This window comes from Pseudomonas sp. DCA-1 (assembly GCF_046523955.1).
Taxonomy (GTDB): Bacteria; Pseudomonadota; Gammaproteobacteria; order Pseudomonadales; family Pseudomonadaceae; genus Aquipseudomonas; species Aquipseudomonas putida_Y.
This window is the reverse complement of sequence record NZ_CP169881.1, coordinates 1,058,513-1,083,972: the sequence shown is the minus strand read 5'-3', so window position 1 is coordinate 1,083,972 and position 25,460 is coordinate 1,058,513. Positions and strand designations below refer to the sequence as shown.

17 protein-coding genes, 2 tRNA genes and 3 rRNA genes are annotated in these 25,460 nt (G+C 58.8%); 6 read left to right on the top strand and 16 right to left on the bottom strand.

Translation table 11 applies throughout. From position 1 onward, the window contains the following. Positions 1–11 precede the first annotated feature (11 nt). From fkpB to murJ, 5 genes are all read right to left on the bottom strand, one after another. On the bottom strand, positions 12–449 hold the full coding sequence (fkpB, locus tag ACE4QZ_RS05250; RefSeq protein ID WP_010951871.1) for an FKBP-type peptidyl-prolyl cis-trans isomerase: 438 nt from the start codon (positions 447–449) through the stop codon (positions 12–14). Next, positions 442–957, bottom strand: coding sequence for a signal peptidase II (gene lspA / locus ACE4QZ_RS05245; RefSeq protein WP_014589581.1), 516 nt, complete (start codon positions 955–957; stop codon positions 442–444). Before lspA ends, fkpB begins: the two co-directional genes overlap by 8 nt. After that, positions 950–3,781 (bottom strand): isoleucine--tRNA ligase, encoded by a 2,832-nt coding sequence (ileS, locus tag ACE4QZ_RS05240; protein ID WP_103443434.1) that lies wholly within the window; start codon positions 3,779–3,781, stop codon positions 950–952. The genes lspA and ileS overlap by 8 nt, the downstream gene beginning before the upstream one ends. After that, positions 3,778–4,728, bottom strand: coding sequence for a bifunctional riboflavin kinase/FAD synthetase (gene ribF, locus ACE4QZ_RS05235; protein WP_410480412.1), 951 nt, complete (start codon positions 4,726–4,728; stop codon positions 3,778–3,780). Before ribF ends, ileS begins: the two co-directional genes overlap by 4 nt. A gap of 118 nt (positions 4,729–4,846) precedes the next feature. Further along, positions 4,847–6,385: a murein biosynthesis integral membrane protein MurJ gene (gene murJ, locus ACE4QZ_RS05230; RefSeq protein ID WP_021784204.1), complete on the bottom strand. Its 1,539-nt coding sequence runs from the start codon at positions 6,383–6,385 to the stop codon at positions 4,847–4,849. 250 nt (positions 6,386–6,635) lie between these two features. Between murJ and rpsT the strand changes: the two genes are divergently transcribed. Next, on the top strand, positions 6,636–6,914 hold the full coding sequence (rpsT, locus tag ACE4QZ_RS05225; protein ID WP_003247625.1) for a 30S ribosomal protein S20: 279 nt from the start codon (positions 6,636–6,638) through the stop codon (positions 6,912–6,914). A gap of 160 nt (positions 6,915–7,074) precedes the next feature. Here the strand turns inward: rpsT and ACE4QZ_RS05220 are convergent, their stop codons facing one another. The 10 genes from ACE4QZ_RS05220 to ACE4QZ_RS05175 all read right to left on the bottom strand — a co-directional run bounded on the left by ACE4QZ_RS05220 (position 7,075) and on the right by ACE4QZ_RS05175 (position 19,935). After that, on the bottom strand, positions 7,075–9,375 hold the full coding sequence (locus tag ACE4QZ_RS05220; RefSeq protein ID WP_410480411.1) for an MlaD family protein: 2,301 nt from the start codon (positions 9,373–9,375) through the stop codon (positions 7,075–7,077). Then, positions 9,368–9,991, bottom strand: a complete 624-nt coding sequence (locus ACE4QZ_RS05215; protein WP_021784206.1) for a paraquat-inducible protein A — start codon at positions 9,989–9,991, stop codon at positions 9,368–9,370. The genes ACE4QZ_RS05220 and ACE4QZ_RS05215 overlap by 8 nt, the downstream gene beginning before the upstream one ends. Then, positions 9,978–10,637, bottom strand: a complete 660-nt coding sequence (locus ACE4QZ_RS05210; RefSeq protein ID WP_021784207.1) for a paraquat-inducible protein A — start codon at positions 10,635–10,637, stop codon at positions 9,978–9,980. The genes ACE4QZ_RS05215 and ACE4QZ_RS05210 overlap by 14 nt, the downstream gene beginning before the upstream one ends. Positions 10,638–10,908: 271 nt before the next feature. Further along, positions 10,909–11,024 (bottom strand): 5S ribosomal RNA (rrf, locus tag ACE4QZ_RS05205). A gap of 131 nt (positions 11,025–11,155) precedes the next feature. Next, positions 11,156–14,048 (bottom strand): 23S ribosomal RNA (locus tag ACE4QZ_RS05200). Positions 14,049–14,291: 243 nt separating this feature from the next. Next, positions 14,292–14,367: transfer RNA gene (locus tag ACE4QZ_RS05195), tRNA-Ala, on the bottom strand. A 25-nt stretch (positions 14,368–14,392) separates the two neighbouring features. Continuing rightward, positions 14,393–14,469: transfer RNA gene (locus ACE4QZ_RS05190), tRNA-Ile, on the bottom strand. Positions 14,470–14,553: 84 nt separating this feature from the next. Beyond that, positions 14,554–16,090 (bottom strand): 16S ribosomal RNA (locus ACE4QZ_RS05185). The 16S, 23S and 5S rRNA genes sit together here with 2 tRNA genes alongside, the layout of an rRNA operon. A gap of 931 nt (positions 16,091–17,021) precedes the next feature. Beyond that, complete coding sequence (locus ACE4QZ_RS05180) at positions 17,022–18,515, bottom strand: CoA-acylating methylmalonate-semialdehyde dehydrogenase (RefSeq protein WP_003255276.1); 1,494 nt, start codon at positions 18,513–18,515, stop codon at positions 17,022–17,024. Positions 18,516–18,588: 73 nt separating this feature from the next. Next, positions 18,589–19,935, bottom strand: a complete 1,347-nt coding sequence (locus ACE4QZ_RS05175; RefSeq protein ID WP_021783990.1) for an aspartate aminotransferase family protein — start codon at positions 19,933–19,935, stop codon at positions 18,589–18,591. Positions 19,936–20,053: 118 nt separating this feature from the next. Here ACE4QZ_RS05175 and ACE4QZ_RS05170 point away from each other — a divergent pair, with 118 nt between their 5' ends. From ACE4QZ_RS05170 to ACE4QZ_RS05150, 5 genes are all read left to right on the top strand, one after another. Further along, on the top strand, positions 20,054–20,971 hold the full coding sequence (locus ACE4QZ_RS05170) for a LysR family transcriptional regulator (protein WP_021783989.1): 918 nt from the start codon (positions 20,054–20,056) through the stop codon (positions 20,969–20,971). Between the two features lie 90 nt (positions 20,972–21,061). Continuing rightward, entirely contained in the window at positions 21,062–21,724 is a 663-nt protein-coding gene (locus ACE4QZ_RS05165; protein ID WP_003255279.1) for a TetR/AcrR family transcriptional regulator, read from the top strand. Positions 21,725–21,733: 9 nt separating this feature from the next. Continuing rightward, on the top strand, positions 21,734–22,318 hold the full coding sequence (locus ACE4QZ_RS05160) for a YigZ family protein (protein ID WP_325950064.1): 585 nt from the start codon (positions 21,734–21,736) through the stop codon (positions 22,316–22,318). A 368-nt stretch (positions 22,319–22,686) separates the two neighbouring features. Then, entirely contained in the window at positions 22,687–23,373 is a 687-nt protein-coding gene (locus ACE4QZ_RS05155; protein WP_021783987.1) for an SDR family oxidoreductase, read from the top strand. Between the two features lie 86 nt (positions 23,374–23,459). Next, on the top strand, positions 23,460–24,407 hold the full coding sequence (locus ACE4QZ_RS05150) for an adenosine deaminase (RefSeq protein ID WP_021783986.1): 948 nt from the start codon (positions 23,460–23,462) through the stop codon (positions 24,405–24,407). 20 nt (positions 24,408–24,427) lie between these two features. On the opposite strand, the gene ACE4QZ_RS05145 is transcribed toward ACE4QZ_RS05150, so the two are convergent. Beyond that, complete coding sequence (locus ACE4QZ_RS05145; protein WP_021783985.1) at positions 24,428–25,141, bottom strand: ArsR/SmtB family transcription factor; 714 nt, start codon at positions 25,139–25,141, stop codon at positions 24,428–24,430. Between the last annotated feature and the right edge of the window lie 319 nt (positions 25,142–25,460).

The window sequence follows — 25,460 nt, the reverse complement described above, 5'->3', positions numbered from 1 at the left end:
CGGCTCCAGGCTTACAGGGCCTTCACCTCGAGGATCTCCACCTCGAAGGTCAGGGTCTTGCCAGCCAGTGGGTGATTGAAGTCGATGGTGACCTGGTCGTCATCGAACGCTTTGACCACCCCCGGCAACTCGGTGTTGGCGGCGTCGTTGAAGATGATCAGCAGCCCTTCGGACAACTCCATGCCTTCGAAGTTGGACCTCGGCATGACCTGCACGTTCTGCGGGTTAGGCTGGCCGAAGGCGTTCTCCGGGGCCACTGCCACGGTTCGCTTGTCGCCGGCCTTGAAGCCGAACAGGGCGTTTTCAAAGCCCGGCAGCAGGTTGCCATCACCCACTTTGAAGGTGGCTGGGGCTTTATCGAATGTGCTGTCGACGGTGTCGCCGTTTTCCAGGTGCAGCGCGAAGTGCAGGGTGACTTCGGTGTTCTGGCCGATACGGGTGTCAGTCATGGACCGGATCCTCGGACTTCTTGCTCTTGAACATATCCAGCGCCAGCATCACCGCACCAACGGTGATGGCGCTGTCGGCCACGTTGAAGGCCGGGAAGTAATGGCGGTTCTGCCAGTGCACCAGGATGAAGTCGACCACATGGCCCAGCACGATACGGTCGTACAGGTTGCCAATCGCCCCACCCAGCACCAGCGCCAGCGCCACGGCCAGCCAGGTCTCGTTGCGCCCCAGGCGCTTGAGCCACACCACCAGCACCGCGCTGACCACTACGGCGATCAAGGCGAACAACCAGCGCTGCCAACCTGCACCATCAGCCAGGAAGCTGAACGCGGCACCGGTGTTGTAGGCCAGGGTCCAGCTGAAGTAGTCAGGAATGACCACGATCTGCTGGTACATGGTCAGGGCGTTGTTGAAGTACAGCTTGGTGGCCTGGTCGACGACCAGGACCAGCAAGCTCAGCCACAGCCATGCAAGGCGCCCGAAGCGCCCCGCTGCAGGGTTAGGCATAGTGGCGCACCTCACCCTGGCCGCTCAGGTTGTCGACACAACGGCTGCAGATTTCCGGGTGCTCCGGGTGGCTGCCGACATCGGCGCGGAAGTGCCAGCAACGGCCGCACTTGGCGTGGCCGGACTTGACCACTTTCAGCTTGAGGCCTTCGACTTCGGTGGCGACGGCTTCGGCAGGCGCCTGTGCAAACGGCACCACGCTGGCGGCCGAGGTGATCAGCACGAAGCGCAGCTCGTCGCCCAGCTTGCCCAGGTCGGCACTCAGGCCTTCGTCGGCATACAGGGTAACTTCAGCCTGCAGGTTGCCACCAATGACCTTGGCGGTACGCTGGTTTTCCAGCTCTTTGTTCACCGATGCCTTCACCGCCATCACACGGTCCCAGTAAGCGCGGCCCAGCTCGGTACCTTCCGGCAGCTCGCTCAGGCCTTCGTACCAGCCGTTGAGCATCACCGACTCGTTGCGCTCGCCCGGCAGGTACTGCCAGATTTCGTCGGCGGTGAATGCCAGGATCGGCGCGATCCAGCGCACCAGCGCTTCGCTGATGTGATACAGCGCAGTCTGGCAGGAACGGCGGGCGACACTGTTGGCGCCGGTGGTGTACTGGCGGTCCTTGATGATGTCGAGGTAGAAGCCGCCCAGTTCCTGTACGCAGAAGTTGTGCACTTTGGAGTAGACGTTCCAGAAACGGTACTCGCTGTAGTGCTCTTCCAGCTCGCGTTGCAGCAGCAGCGTACGGTCAACGGCCCAGCGGTCCAGCGCCAGCATGTCTTCCGAGGCCAGCAGGTCGCGGGCCGGGTCGAAGCCGGACAGGTTGGACAGCAGGAAGCGGGCGGTATTGCGGATACGCCGGTAGGCGTCGGCACTGCGCTGCAGGATCTGCTCGGAAACGGCCATTTCACCGGAATAGTCGGTGGCCGAAACCCACAGGCGCAGGATATCGGCACCCAGGGTGTTGTTGACCTTCTCCGGCTCGATGGTGTTGCCCAGCGACTTGGACATCTTGCGGCCGTTCTCGTCCACGGTGAAGCCGTGGGTCAGCAGCTCGCGGTACGGCGCGTGGTTGTCGATGGCGCAACCGGTCAGCAAGGACGAGTGGAACCAGCCGCGGTGTTGGTCGGAACCTTCAAGGTACAGGTCAGCGCGCGGGCCGGTGGCGTGGCCAATGTCGTGCGAGCCACGCAACACGTGCCAGTGGGTGGTGCCCGAGTCGAACCACACGTCGAGGGTGTCGGCGATCTTGTCGTACTGCTCGGCTTCAGCGCCCAGCAGTTCGGCGGCGTCCAGCTTGAACCAGGCCTCGATGCCCTGCTGCTCGACACGCTTGGCCACTTCTTCCATCAGCTCGACAGTGCGCGGATGCAGCTCGCCGGTCTGCTTGTGCAGGAAGAACGGGATCGGCACACCCCAGTTGCGCTGACGCGAGATGCACCAGTCCGGGCGGTTGGCGATCATCGCGTGCAGGCGCGCCTGGCCCCAGGCCGGAACGAACTTGGTGTCTTCAATGGCTTTCAGCGCACGCTCACGCAGCGGCTCGCCGGTAGTCGGCTGCTTGTCCATGCCCACGAACCACTGCGCGGTGGCGCGGTAGATCAGCGGGGTCTTGTGGCGCCAGCAGTGCATGTAGCTGTGGCTGATGGTTTCGGTGTGCATCAGCGCACCGACTTCGCTCAGCTTCTCGACGATGGCCGGGTTGGCCTTCCAGATGAACTGGCCGCCGAAGAATGGCAGCGACTCGACATACACGCCGTTGCTCTGCACCGGGGTGAGGATGTCGTCGTTGACCATGCCGTAGCGCTTGCAGGTGACGAAGTCGTCCTCACCGTAGGCTGGCGAGGAGTGCACCACGCCGGTACCGGCGCCCAGTTCGACGTAGTCGGCCAGGTAGATTGGCGACATGCGATCGTAGAACGGATGGCGGAAGTTGATCAGTTCCAGCGCAGAACCTTGGGCGGTGGCAAGGACCGAGCCTTCCAGGTTGTAACGCTTCAGGCACGACTCGACCAGCTCTTCAGCCAGCACCAGCAGGCGCTCGCCGGTGTCGACCAAGGCGTACTTGAATTCCGGGTGGATGTTCAGGGCCTGGTTGGCCGGGATGGTCCACGGGGTGGTGGTCCAGATCACGATGGCGGCCGGCTTGGCCAGAGAGGCCAGGCCGAAGGCGGCGGCCAGCTTGGCCTCATCGGCAACCGGGAAGGCCACGTCGATGGTCTGCGACTTCTTGTCGGCGTACTCGACTTCCGCTTCAGCCAGCGCCGAACCGCAATCAAAGCACCAGTTCACCGGCTTCAGGCCCTTGAACACGAAGCCTTGCTTGACCATCTCGGCCAGGGCGCGGATTTCACCGGCCTCGTTGGCAAAGTTCATGGTCTTGTATGGGTTGTCCCAGTCACCCAGCACGCCCAGGCGAATGAACTCGGTCTTCTGCCCTTCAATCTGCTCGGCAGCGTACTCGCGGCACAGCTCGCGGGTACGGTCGGCGGAAAGGTGCTTGCCGTGGGTAACCTCCACCTTGTGCTCGATCGGCAGGCCGTGGCAGTCCCAGCCTGGCACGTACGGCGCATCGAAGCCGGCCAGGGTCTTGGAGCGGACGATCATGTCCTTGAGGATCTTGTTCAGCGCATGACCGATGTGAATCTTGCCGTTGGCATAGGGCGGGCCGTCGTGCAGGACGAACTTGGGACGATCCTTGCCAATTTCGCGCAGCTTCTGGTACAGGCCAATGCTGTCCCAGCGCTGCAGGATCTGCGGTTCGCGCTGAGGCAGGCCGGCCTTCATGGGGAAGGCGGTGTCCGGAAGGTTAAGCGTGGCTTTGTAGTCGGTCATTTCAGGCTCTTCGTTAGCGGTTGAGCGTGCCAATGTGCACGTGCGGCGGCGATATCCGCATCGATCGCCGACTTCAGCGCCTCCAGGGAGGCGAATCGCTGCTCTTCACGCAGCTTGTGGTGGAACTCCACCGTCAGGCGCCGGCCGTAAAGGTCGCCGGCAAAGTCCAGAAGATGAATCTCCAGGTGCGGGCGCCCATCACCGGCAACGGTGGGGCGCACGCCGATATTGCCGACACCCGGCCAAGCCTTGCCGTCGATCACGATGCTGGCCAGGTATACCCCGGACAGCGGCACGCGGCGGCGCTTGAGCTGAATGTTGGCGGTAGGTGTGCCGAGCTGGCGGGCCAGCTTCTGGCCGTGCAGCACGCGGCCTGTAATGCGGTACGGGCGGCCCAGCAGGTGTTCGGCCAGCTCGAAGTTGCCCTCGGACAAGGCCTTGCGCACTTCGGTGCTGCTGACCCGCAGGCCGTCCTGGATTACCGTGTTGGCGGCCTCGACGGTGAAGCCGTACGCGCTGCCGGCCTCGACCAGGAAAGCAAAGCCGCCAGCGCGGTCGCAGCCAAAGCGGAAGTCATCGCCCACTTCGAGGTGACGCACGCCCAGGCCGTCGACCAGGATGGCCTTGACGAAGGCTTCGGCACTGAGCTTGCTCAGTCGCTGATTGAAGGCCAGGCACAGCACCCGGTCGATGCCTTCGGTCGCCAACAGCTCAATCTTGTCACGCAGCCGAGCCAGGCGCGCCGGCGCGGTATCAGGTGCGAAGTACTCGCGTGGTTGCGGTTCGAAGATCACCACGCAGGTCGGCAGGCCCAAGGCCTGACCACGCTCGCGCAGGCGCGCCAGGATTGCCTGGTGGCCACGGTGAACCCCGTCGAAGTTGCCAATGGTGGCGACACAGCCCCGGTGCTCGGGGCGCAGGTTGTGAAGACCTCGAACCAGCTGCATAACGCGCTTCTTGCTCATAAAGTGGCCGATTATAACCACACCCGGGCGCTGGTGACAGGCAGCAGCGCCCAAGGGCGGCGTGGAATGCGAAAAACCGACGCCTGACCCGCCAAAAGCCTCAGTGCAAGGCTTTGCGAGCGAAATGCCGGGGCCGGAAGCCGCACAGGTACAGGCAGCCAAAATACGTCACGACGCCCGCCAGGATCAGCGCCCCAAGCCGCAGGAAGCGCTCAAGCATGATGCCCTGTTCCCAGGCCGGCATATAGTGCATGCCCGCCAGCAGTACTGCCGACATCAGCGCCACCGCCAACACAAGCTTGAGCAGGAACACTGCCCAGCCAGGCTGAGGCTCGAACAACCGCTGACTGCGCAGTTTCCAGAACAGCAGGCCGGCATTCAGGCAGGCACCGAGGCTGATCGCCAATGCCAGGCCGGCATGTGCAAGCGGGCCGACCAGGGCAAGGTTGAACAGCTGGGTGCAGACCAGGGTGAAGACTGCAATCTTCACCGGCGTGCGGATATTCTGCTGCGCGTAGAAGCCCGGTGCCAGTACCTTGACCAGAATGATTGCCAGCAAGCCCACGGAATAGGCGATCAGCGCCCGCTGGGTCATGGCCGCATCAAACGCGCTGAACTTGCCATATTGGAACAGCGCGACGGTCAGCGGCTCGGCAAGAATGGCCAAAGCCAGGGTGCATGGCAGCACCAGCAGGAAGCACAGGCGCAGGCCCCAGTCGAGAATCCGCGAGTACTCCTCGCGGTCCTTGTTGGCGTAGGTCTTGGCCAGGGTCGGCAGCAGGATGGTGCCCAGGGCCACGCCCAGCACGCCCGAAGGCAGCTCCATAAGGCGGTCGGCGTAGTACATCCACGACACCGAGCCGGCGACCAGGAAGGAAGCAAAAATGGTGTTGATGATCAGCGAGATCTGGCTCACCGACACCCCCAGGATCGCCGGCAGCATCTGTTTCAGAACCCGCCACACACCCGCGTCCTTGAGGTTCAGACGCGGCAGCACGAGCATGCCGATCTTCTTCAGCGCTGGCAGCTGGTACAGCAACTGCGCCAGGCCACCCGCCAGCACGCCCCAGGCCAACGCCATGATTGGCGGGTTGAAATACGGTGTCAGCAACACGGCGAAGGCGATCATCGCCACGTTCAGCAGGGTGGGCGTGAAGGCCGGCACCGAAAAGCGGTTCCAGGTATTGAGGATCGCGCCGGCCAGGGAAGACAGCGAGATCAGGAATATATAAGGAAACGTCACCCGCAACAGGGCGGTGGTCAGCTCGTATTTTTCGGTGCTGTCGACAAAACCTGGGGCCGTCGCCCACACCACCCAGGGTGCAGCGAGGATGCCGATGGCGGTCACCAGGGCCAGCACCAGGGTCAGAAGGCCACTGATATAGGCGATGAAAGTGCGTGTCGCCTCCTCGCCTTGCTGGGTCTTGTACTCGGCCAGAATCGGCACGAAGGCCTGGGAGAATGCACCTTCGGCAAAAATGCGCCGTAACAGGTTGGGCAGCTTGAACGCGATGAAGAAGGCGTCGGTAGCGACACCAGCACCAAAAATACGGGCCAGGATGGTGTCGCGTACAAAGCCAAGCACCCGCGAAATCATGGTGATCGAGCTTACTGCAGCCAGGGATTTGAGCAGGTTCATCGAAAAGATTCACGCCAATGACAGAGGACGCTGCCAGACAGCGTCCGAATGTGCGATACTCCCGCGCCTTCGCAGGGGAGCCAAAAATTCCCGAGTGTACAGGTCGCGCAGCAGAAAGGAATCTTTCCCGCTTGTTGGCGCACCGCTCGGCGGAACCTTGCAGGTGGCCTTGACATCCGCTCGACTGATCGGCATGATTCGCGGCCTATTTTGTTTGCTATTTACCTAAAGTCTTTCGAGGAGCTCGACGGTGGCCAACACACCTTCCGCCAAGAAACGTGCAAAACAGGCTGAGAAGCGTCGCAGCCACAACGCCAGCCTGCGTTCCATGGTCCGCACCTACATCAAGAATGTAGTTAAAGCCATCGACGCAAAAGACGCCGAAAAAGCGCAAGCCGCTTACGTTCTGGCTGTACCTGTAATCGACCGTATGGCCGACAAGGGTATCATCCACAAGAACAAGGCTGCTCGTCACAAAGGCCGTCTGAATGGCCACATCAAGGCGCTGAAAGAAGCTGCAGCTGCCTAAGCGACGCGCTAGTCGAAAAACCGACCCTAGGGTCGGTTTTTTGTTGCCTGCGATTTATACACCGTCACCGATGCGCGTTGCTGCAACCTGCACATGATGACCGATATGCTTTGGGCAGCGCCACAAAGCAGGGGCCGCGCCAGGCGGCCCTACCCTTGCATCACTTGGCTATCTGAATCTTCGGCGCCCATTGCAGCCATTCATCCTCGGCCTTGTCGAACAAGGCAAAGGTCTGCCGCGGCCGTGCCGGGTTACCCATCTGCTCGCCATCTGGCGTTGCGAAGGCGATACCGCCATCAATCAGGGTTTCCACCGACTCGGTACGCACTGTAGCGCCCTTGAACAGCCCCCAGTCGAAACCGAAACCACTGCTGTTCCAGAAGCGGCTACCACTGCGCACCAAGGCGGCATAGCGCGGCTCGATGAGGATATGAATCAGCACGCGATCAGCGTTCTGGCCCAGCTCGAAGCCTGTCACCTTGCCCACCTTGACCTCACGATAGGTAACCGGCACGCCCGGCTTGATCGAGCCGCGGCGTGGCGCACTGAGCGTCAATGGCAGGCCGACCTCTGGCCCTGCGACCTGTGGGGCATCGGCCAAAGCGATGAAATCGCGCTGTGGCCCACGGTCCTTGGCTGCTGGCTGCACCTCCAGGTACTGCCCACCAATCAGGGTATCGAGGTTTTCAGTGCGCACCAGGCCCAGCGCCGGTTTGACCACCCAGAACTGCGTACCGGCACGTGCAATACGATCCGCCGCTTCGGTAATACGCGCCCGCAGCAGTACCGCCTGCAGGTCATCGGTGAGGTCAACGCTCTCGATACTGCCCACATCCAGGCCGCGGAAGCGGATGGCCGTGCCCGGTTTCAAGCCATCGGCACGCTCTACACGGATGGTGATCAACGTACCCGCACGGTTTACCGCTTCCTGACTGCCATGCAGACGGAAGCGTGGAATGTGCCGCTTCAGCGGTACATCGGGTCGTGGCGTATCGAAGGCAATACCGCCGGCCATCAGTGTTTGCAGCGATTCACTCTTGATCTTGATACCCGACAGGCCGCCGGTCAGGGTGATCCCACTGACATTCCAGAAGCGGGACGAACCATTGACCAGTTTCTCGTACTCCTTCTCGATATGCACACCGATCAGGATTCGATTACTGTTACGAGCGAACTGATAGCTCTGCACGCTGCCCACCTTCACCTGGCGGTACATCACCGGGCTGCCGACTTCCAGCGAACCCAAGGTGTCGGCGAACAACACCATGTGCAGGCCCGGCGCCTTGAGGTCGAGTGGCGGCGCCTTGGCACGCGCCTCGAACTCACGCTCTGGCCGTGCGCCCTTCTCACCGGGACGAATGGCGATGTAGTTACCTTTGACCAGCGCTTCCAGGCCAGTGATTCCCGCCAGGGAAATCGACGGCTTGACTACCCAGAACTGGGTCCCGTCTACCAGGTAGTCCTCGGTCAGTGGGTCGAGTGTCAGCTCGGCCGAAGCGCTGGCCAGGTTGTCTTCCATCTTCAGGGCTTTCAGCGAGCCCACCTGGATGCCCTTGTACATGACCGGCGTGCGACCCGCCTGCAGGCCTTCATAATCGCTCAGCTTCACTTTTACCCGGATACCCGCCTGGGCGGCATCGAAGTCCTCGTACAGGCGGAACGGCAGGCTCGGATCGGTGGGCGGGCTGTCCTTGCGGTACTCCGGCGTGGCGAAAGCGATACCACCCGCCACAATGCTCGACAACGACTCACTGCGCACCTTCACACCCGAAAGCGAAGCATCGATGCTGACACCGCTGGCGTTCCAGAAACGTGTGTGCTTGCGCACCAGGCTGGCGTAAGCCGGCTCGATGAAGACTTTTACCTCTACTGTGCTCTGGTCCTCGGACAGGCGGTAGCTTTTCACCCGGCCAACCTGAATCTGCTTGTAGAACACCGGGCTGTCACGGTTGAGCGAGCCCAGCCTGTCGGCCTTGAGGGTCAGGTGCAGGCCTGGCTCAGAGTCCGAGAGCGGTGGTGCCACCTTCAATGCCACAAAGCGTTTGGTACGCTCCCCCTCCCCCGGACTAACAGCGATGTAATTGCCCGAAACCAGTGTTTCAAGGCCGGATATTCCGGCCAGGCTGACGCTCGGCTTCACCAGCCAGAAACGCGTGCCTTTGTTCAGATGGGGCTCGGCGGCCTTGTTCATCTCGATGGTAGCGATCACCCCCTGCGTGTCGCCCTTGGCGTCGAGCACCAGGCTTTTCACCTTGCCAACCGGCATGCCCTTGTAGATGACCTCGGTCTTGTTGGCGACGATACCCTCTCCCGACTCAAAGCGGACTTCAATTTCCACGCCAGCGTCGCGGTAGGCCTGCCACGCGAGCCAGCCACCGATCATCAGCGCAATCAAAGGCAGGATCCAGATGGCCGACCAGTTCGAGGCTGGGCGGGTTTTAGCCGTTGGCAGGTCACTCATGGTCGTCATCCGACTCCGTGTTATCCCAAATCAGTCGGGGATCGAAAGTTAAAGCGGCAAGCATTGTCAGGATCACCACAGTTGCGAAGGCGACAGCGCCCAGGTTGGCTTCGACACTGGCTATTCGGCCAAAATTCACCACTGCCACCAAGATGGCAATGACGAAGATATCCAGCATGGACCAGCGCCCAATGAATTCGATGAAGCGGTACATCAGTATCCGCTGCCGGGCTGAAAGCGGTTGCCGCCGCTGAACGGAATACAACAGCAAGCCGATGCCCACCAGCTTGAACGTGGGGACCAGGATACTGGCAATGAACACCACAGCCGCAATGGGCACCATGCCGTGTTTGAGCAGGGTGATGACCCCGGACATGATGGTGTCCGGGCTGCCCTGACCGAGGGTACTCACGGTCATGATCGGCAATATGTTGGCTGGGATGTAGAGGATCGACGCCGCAATCAGCAACGCCCAGGTACGCACGATACTGTTCGGCCGGCGTGCATGCACGATAGCGCCGCAGCGTGTGCAGGTTTGCGAAGTACTGTCAGCCTCTTGCCTGTTCAGTTCGTGACACTCATTGCAGACAAGAATGCCTGCGTCAATCGCCCGCATGCAGGTCCTCCCCCGATAACGCACTCCAGATCTGGTGGGGCGACATCACCACCTCGAGCCATACCTGGATCAATAACAGACTGATGAAACAGAACAGCCCAAGGCCCACGGTCAGCTCGGCCAGATCCACCAGCTTTACGATGGCCACCAGCACCCCCATGAAATAGACCTCGAGCATGCCCCAGTCACGTAGGTGGTGATAGATACGGTAGAAGACCAGGCCGTAGTCACGCCCGAAGTTCAGGCGGATGCTCAACAGGACGACCAGCTGACAGAGCAGTTTCGCCAGTGGAATGACCATGCTACAGAGCAAGACCACCACGGCAACACCGCGCATTCCCGAGTTGTACAGGCCTAGCACGCCACTCCAGACCGTATCGTCTGAAGTCTGACCAAGCAGGTGCAACTGCATGATCGGCAGGAAATTGGCCGGCACGAACAGCAAAAGGGCCGCCAGCACCAAGGCCAGGCTGCGATTGACCACATTGTGCCGGTGGGCATAGAGCTCGTAGCCGCAGCGCGGGCATTGGGCTTTTTCATCATGCTGCAGCACGGGCTTGCGTAGCAGCAGGTCGCATTCATGGCAGGCGACAAGCTCGTCCAACGGCAACTGTGCCAGGGTTTCAGGTTCGACAGAATTGGACATATAGCGCTTCTGAATAGGTGCGTGGGGCTATTCTAGTGTTCTGGCTCGAATTGTGGGAGGCGACGTTGGCCTGGAGGGTATACGCCCCTGCCTGCCGCTGCACCATTCTCTGTAGGAGCGGGTTTACCCGCGATCACCGGCGAAGCCGGTGTCCTCCACCGAGTTGCCTGCTTCACGGCATGCCCACAGTGATTCAAACAAGCCCTGGCTTTTTTGCCCACAAAGACAAAACCCCTACCTGCATGCGCAGATAGGGGTTTTGCGAAATGAATCTTGACGATGACCTACTCTCACATGGGGAAACCCCACACTACCATCGGCGATGCATCGTTTCACTACTGAGTTCGGGATGGGATCAGGTGGTTCCAATGCTCTATGGTCGTCAAGAAATTCTGTAGCCAGAATGTCCAGATGGACAGCCCAGCGAATTCGGATATGCGATATTTGTGGTCTTACGAATTTTCGGGTATTTCGTCTTCACCACCACAATCTGCGTCAGCAAATTGCTTGGGTGTTATATGGTCAAGCCTCACGGGCAATTAGTATTGGTTAGCTCAACGCCTCACAGCGCTTACACACCCAACCTATCAACGTCGTAGTCTTCGACGGCCCTTTAGGGGATTCAAGATCCCAGTGAGATCTCATCTTGAGGCAAGTTTCCCGCTTAGATGCTTTCAGCGGTTATCTCTTCCGAACATAGCTACCCGGCAATGCCACTGGCGTGACAACCGGAACACCAGAGGTTCGTCCACTCCGGTCCTCTCGTACTAGGAGCAGCCCCTCTCAAATCTCAAACGTCCACGGCAGATAGGGACCGAACTGTCTCACGACGTTCTAAACCCAGCTCGCGTACCACTTTAAATGGCGAACAGCCATACCCTTGGGACCGGCTTCAGCCCCAGGATGTGATGAGCCGACATCGAGGTGCCAAACACCGCCGTCGATATGAACTCTTGGGCGGTATCAGCCTGTTATCCCCGGAGTACCTTTTATCCGTTGAGCGATGGCCCTTCCATACAGAACCACCGGATCACTAAGACCTACTTTCGTACCTGCTCGACGTGTTTGTCTCGCAGTCAAGCGCGCTTTTGCCTTTATACTCTACGACCGATTTCCGACCGGTCTGAGCGCACCTTCGTACTCCTCCGTTACTCTTTGGGAGGAGACCGCCCCAGTCAAACTACCCACCATACACTGTCCTCGATCCGGATAACGGACCTGAGTTAGAACCTCAAAGTTGCCAGGGTGGTATTTCAAGGATGGCTCCATGAGAACTGGCGTCCCCACTTCAAAGCCTCCCACCTATCCTACACAAGCAAATTCAAAGTCCAGTGCAAAGCTATAGTAAAGGTTCACGGGGTCTTTCCGTCTAGCCGCGGATACACTGCATCTTCACAGCGATTTCAATTTCACTGAGTCTCGGGTGGAGACAGCGCCGCCATCGTTACGCCATTCGTGCAGGTCGGAACTTACCCGACAAGGAATTTCGCTACCTTAGGACCGTTATAGTTACGGCCGCCGTTTACCGGGGCTTCGATCAAGAGCTTCGCTTGCGCTAACCCCATCAATTAACCTTCCGGCACCGGGCAGGCGTCACACCCTATACGTCCACTTTCGTGTTTGCAGAGTGCTGTGTTTTTAATAAACAGTCGCAGCGGCCTGGTATCTTCGACCGGCATGGGCTTACGGAGCAAGTCCTTCACCCTCGCCGGCGCACCTTCTCCCGAAGTTACGGTGCCATTTTGCCTAGTTCCTTCACCCGAGTTCTCTCAAGCGCCTTGGTATTCTCTACCTAACCACCTGTGTCGGTTTGGGGTACGGTTCCCAGTTATCTGAAGCTTAGGAGCTTTTCTTGGAAGCATGGTATCAACCACTTCGTCGCCTAAAGGCAACTCGTCATCAGCTCTCGGCCTTGAAATCCCGGATTTGCCTAAGATTTCAGCCTACCACCTTAAACCTGGACAACCAACGCCAGGCTGGCCTAACCTTCTCCGTCCCTCCATCGCAATAACTGGAAGTACAGGAATATTAACCTGTTTTCCATCGACTACGCTTTTCAGCCTCGCCTTAGGGACCGACTAACCCTGCGTCGATTAACGTTGCGCAGGAAACCTTGGTCTTTCGGCGTGCGAGTTTTTCACTCGCATTGTCGTTACTCATGTCAGCATTCGCACTTCTGATACCTCCAGCAAGCTTCTCAACTCACCTTCACAGGCTTACAGAACGCTCCTCTACCGCATCATCATAAGATGATACCCGTAGCTTCGGTGCATGGTTTGAGCCCCGTTACATCTTCCGCGCAGGCCGACTCGACTAGTGAGCTATTACGCTTTCTTTAAAGGGTGGCTGCTTCTAAGCCAACCTCCTAGCTGTCTAAGCCTTCCCACATCGTTTCCCACTTAACCATGACTTTGGGACCTTAGCTGACGGTCTGGGTTGTTTCCCTTTTCACGACGGACGTTAGCACCCGCCGTGTGTCTCCCATGCTCGGCACTTGTAGGTATTCGGAGTTTGCATCGGTTTGGTAAGTCGGGATGACCCCCTAGCCGAAACAGTGCTCTACCCCCTACAGTGATACATGAGGCGCTACCTAAATAGCTTTCGAGGAGAACCAGCTATCTCCGAGCTTGATTAGCCTTTCACTCCGATCCACAGGTCATCCGCTAACTTTTCAACGGTAGTCGGTTCGGTCCTCCAGTCAGTGTTACCTAACCTTCAACCTGCCCATGGATAGATCGCCCGGTTTCGGGTCTATACCCAGCGACTAAACGCCCTATTAAGACTCGCTTTCGCTACGCCTCCCCTATTCGGTTAAGCTCGCCACTGAATATAAGTCGCTGACCCATTATACAAAAGGTACGCAGTCACCTAACAAAGTAGGCTCCCACTGCTTGTACGCATACGGTTTCAGGTTCTATTTCACTCCCCTCTCCGGGGTTCTTTTCGCCTTTCCCTCACGGTACTGGTTCACTATCGGTCAGTCAGTAGTATTTAGCCTTGGAGGATGGTCCCCCCATATTCAGACAAAGTTTCTCGTGCTCCGTCCTACTCGATTTCATTGATAAGAGATTTTCGTGTACGGGGCTATCACCCACTATGGCCGCACTTTCCAGAGCGTTCCACTAATCTCAAATCAACTTAAGGGCTGGTCCCCGTTCGCTCGCCACTACTAAGGGAATCTCGGTTGATTTCTTTTCCTCAGGGTACTTAGATGTTTCAGTTCCCCTGGTTCGCCTCTTGCACCTATGTATTCAGTACAAGATACTCAGCTTATGCTGAGTGGGTTCCCCCATTCAGAGATCTCTGGATCACAGTCTGTTTGCCGACTCCCCAAAGCTTATCGCAGGCTACCACGTCTTTCATCGCCTCTGACTGCCAAGGCATCCACCGTATGCGCTTCTTCACTTGACCATATAACCCCAAGCAATCTGGTTATACTGTGAAGACGACATTCGCCGAAAATTCGTACGTTGCTCTTTCGAGCAGAACTCACAAATTTTACCTTAGCCTGATCCACCAGCAGTGAAACTGGTGTTCAGTCTATATCTATCACATATCCGAATTTTTAAAGAACGATCTGACAAAAGTCAGAAATCAACATTCGAGGTGAATGTTCATTTCTAAGTTCTGACAAGCTACTGCATACGGCGAAAGTGGTGGAGCCAAGCGGGATCGAACCGCTGACCTCCTGCGTGCAAGGCAGGCGCTCTCCCAGCTGAGCTATGGCCCCGTATTCAACGGCGAATACCATGTAATGGTAGGTCTGGGCAGATTTGAACTGCCGACCTCACCCTTATCAGGGGTGCGCTCTAACCAACTGAGCTACAGACCTATAACAGGGTCGCTTACAGCATCGTCTTTTACAATGAATCAAGCAATTCGTGTGGGAGCTCATCAGCAGGCTGATGTCGTCGATTAAGGAGGTGATCCAGCCGCAGGTTCCCCTACGGCTACCTTGTTACGACTTCACCCCAGTCATGAATCACACCGTGGTAACCGTCCTCCCGAAGGTTAGACTAGCTACTTCTGGTGCAACCCACTCCCATGGTGTGACGGGCGGTGTGTACAAGGCCCGGGAACGTATTCACCGCGACATTCTGATTCGCGATTACTAGCGATTCCGACTTCACGCAGTCGAGTTGCAGACTGCGATCCGGACTACGATCGGTTTTGTGAGATTAGCTCCACCTCGCGGCTTGGCAACCCTCTGTACCGACCATTGTAGCACGTGTGTAGCCCAGGCCGTAAGGGCCATGATGACTTGACGTCATCCCCACCTTCCTCCGGTTTGTCACCGGCAGTCTCCTTAGAGTGCCCACCATTACGTGCTGGTAACTAAGGACAAGGGTTGCGCTCGTTACGGGACTTAACCCAACATCTCACGACACGAGCTGACGACAGCCATGCAGCACCTGTGTCAGAGTTCCCGAAGGCACCAATCCATCTCTGGAAAGTTCTCTGCATGTCAAGGCCTGGTAAGGTTCTTCGCGTTGCTTCGAATTAAACCACATGCTCCACCGCTTGTGCGGGCCCCCGTCAATTCATTTGAGTTTTAACCTTGCGGCCGTACTCCCCAGGCGGTCAACTTAATGCGTTAGCTGCGCCACTAAAATCTCAAGGATTCCAACGGCTAGTTGACATCGTTTACGGCGTGGACTACCAGGGTATCTAATCCTGTTTGCTCCCCACGCTTTCGCACCTCAGTGTCAGTATCAGTCCAGGTGGTCGCCTTCGCCACTGGTGTTCCTTCCTATATCTACGCATTTCACCGCTACACAGGAAATTCCACCACCCTCTACCGTACTCTAGCTTGCCAGTTTTGGATGCAGTTCCCAGGTTGAGCCCGGGGCTTTCACATCCAACTTAACAAACCACCTACGCGCGCTTTACGCCCAGTAATTCCGATTAACGCTTGCACCCTCTGTATTACCGCGGCTGCTGGCACAGAGTTAGCCGGTGCTTATTCTGTCGGTAACGTCAAAACAGCAAGGTATTAACTTACTGCCCTTCCTCCCAACTTAAAGTGCTTTACAATCCGAAGACCTTCTTCACACACGCGGCATGGCTGGATCAGGCTTTCGCCCATTGTCCAATATTCCCCACTGCTGCCTCCCGTAGGAGTCTGGACCGTGTCTCAGTTCCAGTGTGACTGATCATCCTCTCAGACCAGTTACGGATCGTCGCCTTGGTGAGCCGTTACCCCACCAACTAGCTAATCCGACCTAGGCTCATCTGATAGCGCAAGGCCCGAAGGTCCCCTGCTTTCTCCCGTAGGACGTATGCGGTATTAGCGTTCCTTTCGAAACGTTGTCCCCCACTACCAGGCAGATTCCTAGGCATTACTCACCCGTCCGCCGCTGAATCAAGGAGCAAGCTCCCGTCATCCGCTCGACTTGCATGTGTTAGGCCTGCCGCCAGCGTTCAATCTGAGCCATGATCAAACTCTTCAGTTCAATACTGCTTGGGTTTTTAAGAAACCCTAAACTTGGCTCAGCAATCTCAAATGACTATGTGATTTCTCGCATGGTCACTTGTGATGCTGATAATCTTTTTGACTATCAGTCCGTACTCACAAGCACCCACACGAATTGCTTGATTCGATTTGTTAAAGAGCGTTTGGTTAAGAGCTTTTCGTCTCAACCGAGGCGCGCATTCTACGCATTCCTCAGAGCCTGTCAAGCGTTTATTTTGAAGTTTTTTGCGAGAAACTCGTTTAGCTTCAAACACTTGGCTCGCTGCGATCTCTCGTAGCGGGAGGCGAATCATACAGCACTTAGAAGCACTGTCAACCACCTTTTCAACCGCTTTCGACCATTTGATCGTAGCCCCTCCAGTTTTTGCCTTAACTACTTAACTCTTTGAATATCAAGGAGTTTTTCGTTCCGGTGTCGCTGGAAGTGGGGCGCATTATAAGGGGATTCGAAAGCGCGTCAACCTTTAATTTCATTTATTTGAAATATTCCAGGTGAAGACCGTATCAAGGCCACCAGGTGCTCGCCGCAACACATTCAGCGCCTGTGAGATCGAGCGCCGCCCGCGCGGCGCATCGCGAGCTGCGCTCGCTCCTACGTTTGTTTCGGGCCAATTATGCCTGGGGGATTTGCGCGCGAACGCCTTGGCGCATGGCGCGATATCGCGTCGTACAAACAAGGCGGTCGCGCGCGCCTATCACAGGCGTGACTGGCCCGAAACAAACGTAGGAGCGAGCGCAGCTCGCGATGCGCCGCGCGGGCGGCGCTCGATCTCACAGGCACTGCAAAGGTGATGGCGGACACATCTCATAGCCAACGCCCTCTCAAAACAGCCCCCCCTACAACAGCAACAACCAAACCCCAAAAACAAAACGGGGAGGCCTGACGGCCTCCCCGCTTTGCTTACCCCACCTTAAAGGCTAGGGAATGCAAACTGCGACGCTTCATGGCTGGCCCGCTGTGGCCAACGCTGGGTAATTGCCTTGCGACGGGTATAGAAGCGCACACCATCCGGACCATAGGCATGCAGGTCACCAAACAGAGAACGCTTCCAGCCACCAAAGCTGTGGTAAGCCACCGGCACCGGCAGCGGTACGTTAACACCCACCATACCCACCTCGATCTCGTCGCAGAACAGACGGGCCGCTTCACCGTCACGGGTAAAGATGCAGGTACCGTTGCCATACTCGTGATCGTTGATCAGCTGCATGGCCTGCTCCAGGCTATTCACCCGGACCACGCACAGCACCGGGCCAAAGATCTCCTCTTTATAGATGCGCATCTCCGGGGTCACCTTGTCGAACAGGGTGCCACCCACGAAGTAACCATCTTCATTACCTGCCACACGGAAGCCACGGCCATCCACCACCAGCTTGGCGCCAGCAGCAACACCGTCATCGATGTAACCCACGACCTTGTCACGCGCTGCCGCGGTCACCAGCGGGCCCATGTCCAGGCCGCACGAGGTGCCGGCACCAATCTTCAGCGCCTTGATCTGTGGCTCCAGCTTGGCAATCAGGGCATCGGCCACTTGGTCGCCCACGCACACGGCTACCGAAATGGCCATGCAACGCTCGCCACACGAACCGTAAGCCGCGCCCATCAGGGCACTGACTGCGTTGTCCAGGTCGGCATCCGGCATCAGCACCGCGTGGTTCTTCGCGCCCCCCAAGGCTTGTACACGCTTGCCACGCTTGGTGCCTTCGGCATAGATGTACTCGGCGATCGGGGTAGAACCCACGAAGCTCAGTGCTTTCACTTCCGGTGCTTCAATCAGCGCATCCACCGCTTCCTTGTCACCGTGCACCACGTTGAGGATGCCCTTCGGCAGCCCGGCTTCCAGCAGCAACTGGGCAATGTACAAGGTCGAGCTCGGGTCACGCTCGGAAGGCTTAAGGATGAATGCGTTGCCGCAGGCGATGGCCAGTGGGTACATCCACAGCGGCACCATGGCTGGGAAGTTGAATGGGGTGATACCGGCAACCACGCCCAGCGGCTGGAAGTCGGACCAGGCGTCGATGTTCGGACCGACGTTGCGGCTGTACTCACCCTTCAGCACTTCTGGGGCTGCACACGCGAACTCGACGTTCTCGATACCACGCTTCAGTTCGCCGGCGGCGTCTTCCAGGGTCTTGCCATGCTCTTCGCTGATCATCTGCGAAATCTTGGCTTCGTTCTGCTCCAGCAGTTGCTTGAAGCGGAACATCACCTGGGCACGCTTGGCCGGTGGGGTGTTGCGCCAGGCCGGGAAGGCAGCCTTGGCGGAATCGATCGCTTCCTGAACAGTTGCGCGGCTGGCCAGTTCGACCTTGCGAACGGCCTGGCCAGTGGACGGGTTGAAGACATCGGCGGTGCGCTCACCTTTGGTAACCAGTTCGCCGTGAATCAGGTGCTGAACAATGCTCATGCAAAACTCCAGATAAACATAGGAGAGCCAGGCGCCCGCAGCGGGCATGCGCCTGGCATCAAAATCGGAAAGATCAGTCGATCAGGTTCAGGGTTTCGCCTACCGCATCGAACAGGCGATCCAGTTCCTGCGGCTTGGTATTGAAGGTTGGGCCGAACTGCAGGGTGTCGCCACCAAAGCGTACATAGAAGCCAGCTTTCCACAGCTTCATGGCCGCTTCGTATGGGCGAACGATGGCGTCACCGTCACGGGCGGCGATCTGGATGGCGCCGGCCAGGCCGTAGTTGCGGATATCGACGATATTCTTGGTGCCCTTCACGCCGTGCAGCAGCTTCTCGAAATGCGGCGCCAGTTCAGCAGCAGACTGCACCAGGTTTTCCTTCTGCAGCAGGTCCAGCGCGGCGATACCGGCGGCACAGGCTACCGGGTGCGCCGAGTAGGTGTAGCCGTGTGGGAATTCCACGGCGTATTCCGGGGTCGGCTGATTCATGAACGTCTGGTAGATCTCGCTGCTGGCAATCACTGCGCCCATCGGGATGGCGCCGTTGGTCACCTGCTTGGCGATGCACATCAGGTCCGGGGTAACGCCGAAGGCTTCCGAGCCGGTCATCGCGCCCATGCGGCCGAAGCCAGTGATCACTTCATCGAAGATCAGCAGAATGTTGTGCTGGGTGCAGATTTCACGCAGACGCTTCAGGTAACCCTTCGGCGGCGGCAGCACACCGGCCGAACCGGCCAGCGGCTCGACGATGACTGCTGCGATGTTGGAGGCATCGTGCAGCTCGATCAGCTTGAGCATTTCGTCAGCCAGAGCGATACCGCCCTCTTCCGGCAAGCCTTTGGAGAAGGCGTTCACCGGCAATACAGTGTGAGGCAGGTGGTCGACGTCCAGCAGCTGACCAAACATCTTGCGGTTACCGTTGACGCCACCCAGGCTGGTACCCGCGATGTTCACGCCATGGTAACCACGGGCACGGCCGATGATCTTGGTCTTGGTGGCCTGGCCTTTCAGGCGCCAGTAGGCACGCACCATCTTCAATGCGGTGTCGGCGCATTCGGAACCGGAGTTGGTATAAAAGACGTGATTCAGATTGCCCGGAACCAGCTCGGCGATCTTTTCCGCCAGCTGGAACGACAGCGGGTGGCCGAACTGGAATGCTGGGGAATAGTCCAGCGTACTCAATTGGCGGGTCACCGCGTCAGCGATTTCCTTGCGAGTGTGCCCTGCGCCGCAGGTCCACAGGCCGGACAGGGCGTCGAAGATCTTGCGCCCGTGGTCATCGACCAGGTAGTTGCCTTCGGCCGCCACGATCAGGCGAGGGTCGCGCTGGAAGTTGCGGTTGGCGGTGTAGGGCATCCAGTGGGCGTCCAGCTTGAGCTGGCTGGCGATACCGGCAGGGGCGGTTTCGGGCATGTTCATCGGCGGTTCCTCGGAAGACGATTAGGCAACGATGTATCTTGTTGCAGCTAAATTGGCACGGCGATAGAGTCAGAAAAAGCCTACATTTCTAATCTTCAGACAGGCCGAGACTAAACTAATGAGCCGACGACCCGATCCACTCGCCCAAGTCAGCGACTTCGACATCCGCCTGCTGAAGATCTACCGCAGCGTCGTCGAGTGCGGTGGCTTCTCGGCTGCCGAGAACGTACTGGGCATTGGGCGCTCGGCCATCAGCCAGCAGATGAACGACCTTGAGCAACGCCTCGGCCTGCGCCTGTGTCAGCGCGGACGCGCCGGTTTCTCGCTGACTGAGGAAGGCCGCGAGGTCTACCATTCAGCCCTGCAACTGCTCAGCGCGCTGGAAAGCTTCCGCACCGAGGTCAACGGCCTGCACCAGCATTTGCGCGGCGAGCTGAACATTGGTCTGACCGACAACCTGGTGACCTTGCCGCACATGCGTATCACCCATGCCCTGGCGGAACTCAAGGACCGCGGCCCTGATGTGCGCATCCAGATCCGTATGATCGCCCCCAGCCAGGTCGAGCACGGCGTGCTCGATGGCAGCCTTCACGTTGGCGTCGTACCCCAGACCAGCCCGCTTTCGGGGCTTGAGTACCAACCGTTGTACAGCGAACGCTCGCTGCTGTACTGCGCCGTCGGCCACCCGCTGTTCTATGCCGATGACCAGCAGATAGACGACGACCGCCTCAATAGCCAGGAAGCCATCACCCCCACCTTCCGTCTACCCGCCGAAATCCAGGCGCATTACCAGGCGCTGAATTGCACCGCCAGTGCTTCTGACCGCGAGGGCATGGCGTTTCTGATCCTCACCGGGCGTTACATCGGCTATCTGCCCGACCACTACGCCATGTTCTGGGTACAACAAGGCCGTTTGCGTGCGCTCAAGCCCAAGGAGCGTTTTTATGACCTGAGCCTGAGCTGGGTTACCCGCAAAGGCCGGCGCCCCAACCTGGTGCTGGAAAGCTTCCTCGAAAGCCTGGCTGCGACACGTTGATGCCAGTCTGTGCCGCAAACGCTTGTCACTTCGGCACAGGCAGGTAATCTTGTCCCACAGCCGCAGCCACTGCCTCGTACGGAATCGCCCATGACCCTAGAAGTCCCTGCGCATCGCCTCTCCGCCTCGGGCAAGCCCGCGGGCCGTATCCGCCAGAAGAACGAACAGGCCATTATCCAGGCCGCCGAAGATGAATTCGCCCGCCATGGTTTCAAGGGCACCAGCATGAACACCATCGCGCTCAAGGCGGGGTTGCCCAAGGCCAACCTGCATTACTACTTCACCAACAAGCTGGGCCTGTACATCGCCGTGCTCAGCAATATCATCGAGTTGTGGGACAGCACCTTCAACGCCTTGAGCGTCGATGACGACCCCGGTGAAGCCCTGAGCCAGTACATCCGCACCAAGATGGAGTTCTCCCGGCGCAACCCGCAAGCTTCGCGCATTTTCGCCATGGAAGTGATCAGCGGTGGCACCTGCCTGACCGAATACTTCAGCGCCGATTACCGCGAATGGTTCCGCGGCCGTGCTGCGGTCTTCCAGGCCTGGATCGAAGCAGGCAAAATGGACCCGGTCGACCCGGTGCACCTGATCTTCCTGCTCTGGGGCAGCACCCAGCACTATGCAGACTTCGCCACCCAGATTTGCCAGGTGACTGGCCGCAGCCGCCTGACCAAGCAGGACATGGAAGACGCGAGCAACAACCTTATCCACATCATTTTGAAGGGCTGCGGCATCAAGCCGGCTGCCTGACCGTCCTTTATGCCTTCTACCCTGCTCGACCTCTGCGAATACCGCGAGGAAATCCGCAAAAGCCGCTTCATCACCCTCGCCGGGCCAATCAGCAGTGCCGCCGAAGCGATGAGTTTCATCGAACGTCATAGCGACCTGGCCGCAACCCACAACTGCTGGGCCTGGAAACTCGGCGCGCAGTACCGCAGCAGCGACGATGGCGAACCCGGCGGCACCGCTGGGCGGCCGATCCTGGCGGCCATCGAAGCGCAGAACTGCGACCAGGTGGTGGTGCTGGTGATCCGCTGGTACGGCGGCATCCAGCTGGGTACCGGCGGCCTGGCCAGGGCCTATGGCGGCGGCGCCAACAAGTGCCTGCAACAGGCGCCCAAGCGCCTGCTGGTACAGCGCAGCAATTTCAGCTGCAGCTGCAGTTTCAGCGAGCTGGCGCTGGTGAAGCTGCGCCTGGCCGAGGTTGACGGCCTGGTCCTGGATGAACAGTTCACCGCCAATGGCGTTAACCTGCTGATTGCCCTCGGTGACGCCCACCTGGCGCCATTGCAACAGCAACTGGCGGATTTGAGCCGCGGACGTATTTTGCTCGAAGCACGCTGAACATTGCCCACAACAACTGTGGGCCTGCCTGTGGATAAGCTTGGGGCATTCTCTTGCAGGCTAGTGATTTCAAGGCCTTCAGGGCTTTGATCATATTTTGATCACGATTTGATGACCGCCGTAAACTGCTGAATGCGCGCGACTTATCCCCAGCGAGCCTCCCATCCAAGCCGCACCCCGCTTGCTCACCTTGCACACAATAACTGTGGACCAGCTTGTGGATAACCCGTGCGCCAACAGGCGAAGCGCCCGGCCCCGCAAGGCCCGGACATAACTGATCATTTTTTGACCACAAGCAAACCAGGCACGCGTATCCGCCGTGACGTATGCTCAATTCCTTTCTCCTACACCGATAAAGGAATGTTCCTATGGCCAATTCAAGAACTGCCCTCATCATCGGCGCCTCGCGCGGGCTTGGCCTGGGCTTGGTACAACGCCTGCACGAAGACGGTTGGCACATCACTGCCACCGTCCGTAACCCGCAGCAGCCCGGCGCCCTGGCGAACGTGCCCGGCGTGCGTATCGAGCAGCTGGAAATGAACGACACCGTTCAGCTCGACAGCCTGAAGCAACGCCTGCAAGGCCAGGTGTTCGACCTGATATTCGTCAACGCCGGGGTCATGGGCCCCTTGCCGCAAGACCTGGAGGCCGTAAGCAACAGCGACATTGGCGATCTGTTCATGACCAATGCCGTAGCGCCGATACGCGTGGCTCGCCGCCTGGTGGGTCAAATACGTGAAGGCAGTGGTGTGCTGGCCTTCATGAGCTCGATCCTGGGAAGCGTTACCATCCCCGACGGTGGCGAAATCTGCCTGTACAAGGCCAGCAAGGCGGCACTGAACTCGATGATCAACAGCTTCTTCGTTGAGCAGCAGCGCCCGGACCTGTGCGTGCTGGCCATGCACCCAGGCTGGGTGAAAACCGACATGGGTGGCGAAAACGCCGATATCGATGTGCTCACCAGCACCCGAGGCATGATCGAACAGATCAAGGCCCAAAGCGGCAACGGCGGCCTGCGTTTCATCAACTACAAGGGCGAACCCTTGGTCTGGTGATTCACCAGGTCGCAGCCCGGCTGGGCGCATTGCCCGGCCGGCCCCTGTAGAATGGCCGCAACCGTACCTGATTGAGATGAACCACTATGTATGACTGGTTGAACGCCCTGCCCAAGGCCGAACTGCACCTGCACCTGGAAGGCTCACTGGAGCCCGAGTTGCTGTTCGCCCTGGCCGAGCGCAACAAGATCGCCTTGCCCTGGGCCGATGTGGAAACCTTGCGCGGTGCCTATGCCTTCAACAACCTGCAGGAGTTCCTCGACCTGTACTACCAGGGCGCCGACGTGCTGCGCACCGAGCAGGACTTCTATGACCTGACCTGGGCCTACCTGCAACGCTGCAAAGCCCAGAACGTGATCCACACTGAACCCTTCTTCGACCCACAGACCCATACCGACCGTGGCATTGCTTTCGAAGTGGTGCTCAACGGCATCAGCCAGGCGCTCAAGGATGGTCGCGAACAACTGGGCATCAGCAGCGGCCTGATCCTCAGCTTCCTGCGCCACCTCAGCGAGGATGAAGCGCAAAAGACCCTCGATCAGGCCTTGCCGTTCCGCGATGCCTTCATTGCCGTTGGCCTGGACAGCTCGGAGATGGGCCACCCGCCAAGCAAGTTCCAGCGTGTGTTCGACCGCGCCCGCAGCGAAGGCTTCGTCGCCGTTGCCCACGCTGGCGAAGAAGGCCCACCCGAGTACATCTGGGAAGCCCTCGACCTGCTGAAGATCAAACGTATCGACCATGGCGTACGTGCCATTGAGGACGAGCGCCTGATGCAGCGCATCATCGACGAGCAGATCCCGCTCACGGTGTGCCCGCTGTCCAACACCAAGCTCTGCGTGTTCGAGCACATGAGCCAGCACAACATCCTCGACATGCTCGAGCGTGGTGTGAAAGTCACGGTCAACTCGGACGACCCGGCCTACTTCGGTGGCTATGTCACGGAGAACTTCCACGCCCTGCACACCCACTTGGGCATGACCGAGGACCAGGCACGTCGCCTGGCGCAGAACAGCCTGGATGCACGGCTGGTCTGAGTAGCATGAAGACGTTGCGCTCAACCGACCTGCAACGTCGCCACGCGGGCGATGCGATTGATCTGCTGGATACCCAGCGCCGAAATATGCAATGCCCGCGTGTCCTCTAACTCGCGCATCCAGCCAGATTGCAGGAACAACCTGAACAAGGCCTGGCCAAGTACGCCCCCCAGGTGAGGGCCCTGGTCATTCCACTCGGTGCAGCGGCAGATCACGCAACCTCGTTGCTGGTGTGGCGCCAAGGCATCGATGTATACCCCGACCAAGGCCAACTGCGCCCGCCCCTCGTCACTGACCATCAACTGCCGACCGCTGCCTTCCAGCCAGCCGGCCACCACCATGCGATGATATAGCTCACTGGCCAACTCCCCACCCAGATGATCGCCACAACGGCGCGCCCGGCGCATCGACATGGGCAGTGACGATACTGGCGCTTCGGCACGCTCTCCCCTGGCGCTTTCCAGCTGCACGCTGGCCAAGGCTTCTACCGCCGCTCCGACCTGCGGGGTTGCCAGGCAAAAGTAGCGTTTGCGGCCCCTGGCTTCATGCTTGAGCAAGCCGGCCGACGACAGCAACGAAAGGTGTGCGCAGGCGGACGATGAAGTCAGGCCAGTCATTATCGCGAGTTCATTGGCCAATCTAGGTGTGCCATCGATCAATGCCCACAACATGGCACTGCGCTTGGGATCGGCCATCAGGCTGGCGATCTGGCTGATACTGCTGGCTGCGTTCATGTCCTTGTAACTCCCTGCAATTTCACGGTGGGGATGCGATGGCCAACCCTGCCAGGGAAGCGCCTCTCGCTGGCACTGGCCTGGTTCGCCAGTATAAGCCGCAGAAAAACGCCGGTCAGACGACCACGTGCCACCCTACCCAAGATGAAAAACCACTGGGTATATCTACCCATGGCAAGCAGCAAAGCGGCTTCGAAAAACTCCTCGGCACCAAGTCAGCCAAGGCACCGGTACGCCCACACCGCCACGCTGAAACATCTTGATGAAAACAAACTTGCAGCCATTTCAGATGTGGCCCACAGCAACCTTCCACAAATAG

Excerpts from the sequence above, each read along its gene's own strand:
- ACE4QZ_RS05215 (WP_021784206.1), bottom strand. The coding sequence starts at position 9,991 with ATGCGGGCGATTGACGCAGGCATTCTTGTCTGCAATGAGTGTCACGAA.
- ACE4QZ_RS05145 (WP_021783985.1), bottom strand. The coding sequence starts at position 25,141 with ATGAACGCAGCCAGCAGTATCAGCCAGATCGCCAGCCTGATGGCCGAT.
- ACE4QZ_RS05220 (WP_410480411.1), bottom strand. The coding sequence starts at position 9,375 with ATGAGTGACCTGCCAACGGCTAAAACCCGCCCAGCCTCGAACTGGTCG.
- ACE4QZ_RS05155 (WP_021783987.1), top strand. The coding sequence starts at position 22,687 with ATGGCCAATTCAAGAACTGCCCTCATCATCGGCGCCTCGCGCGGGCTT.
- ACE4QZ_RS05160 (WP_325950064.1), top strand. The coding sequence starts at position 21,734 with ATGCCTTCTACCCTGCTCGACCTCTGCGAATACCGCGAGGAAATCCGC.
- ileS (WP_103443434.1), bottom strand. The coding sequence starts at position 3,781 with ATGACCGACTACAAAGCCACGCTTAACCTTCCGGACACCGCCTTCCCC.
- ACE4QZ_RS05210 (WP_021784207.1), bottom strand. The coding sequence starts at position 10,637 with ATGTCCAATTCTGTCGAACCTGAAACCCTGGCACAGTTGCCGTTGGAC.
- ACE4QZ_RS05165 (WP_003255279.1), top strand. The coding sequence starts at position 21,062 with ATGACCCTAGAAGTCCCTGCGCATCGCCTCTCCGCCTCGGGCAAGCCC.
- murJ (WP_021784204.1), bottom strand. The coding sequence starts at position 6,385 with ATGAACCTGCTCAAATCCCTGGCTGCAGTAAGCTCGATCACCATGATT.
- fkpB (WP_010951871.1), bottom strand. The coding sequence starts at position 449 with ATGACTGACACCCGTATCGGCCAGAACACCGAAGTCACCCTGCACTTC.
- ribF (WP_410480412.1), bottom strand. The coding sequence starts at position 4,728 with ATGCAGCTGGTTCGAGGTCTTCACAACCTGCGCCCCGAGCACCGGGGC.
- ACE4QZ_RS05170 (WP_021783989.1), top strand. The coding sequence starts at position 20,054 with ATGAGCCGACGACCCGATCCACTCGCCCAAGTCAGCGACTTCGACATC.
- lspA (WP_014589581.1), bottom strand. The coding sequence starts at position 957 with ATGCCTAACCCTGCAGCGGGGCGCTTCGGGCGCCTTGCATGGCTGTGG.
- ACE4QZ_RS05175 (WP_021783990.1), bottom strand. The coding sequence starts at position 19,935 with ATGAACATGCCCGAAACCGCCCCTGCCGGTATCGCCAGCCAGCTCAAG.
- ACE4QZ_RS05150 (WP_021783986.1), top strand. The coding sequence starts at position 23,460 with ATGTATGACTGGTTGAACGCCCTGCCCAAGGCCGAACTGCACCTGCAC.
- ACE4QZ_RS05180 (WP_003255276.1), bottom strand. The coding sequence starts at position 18,515 with ATGAGCATTGTTCAGCACCTGATTCACGGCGAACTGGTTACCAAAGGT.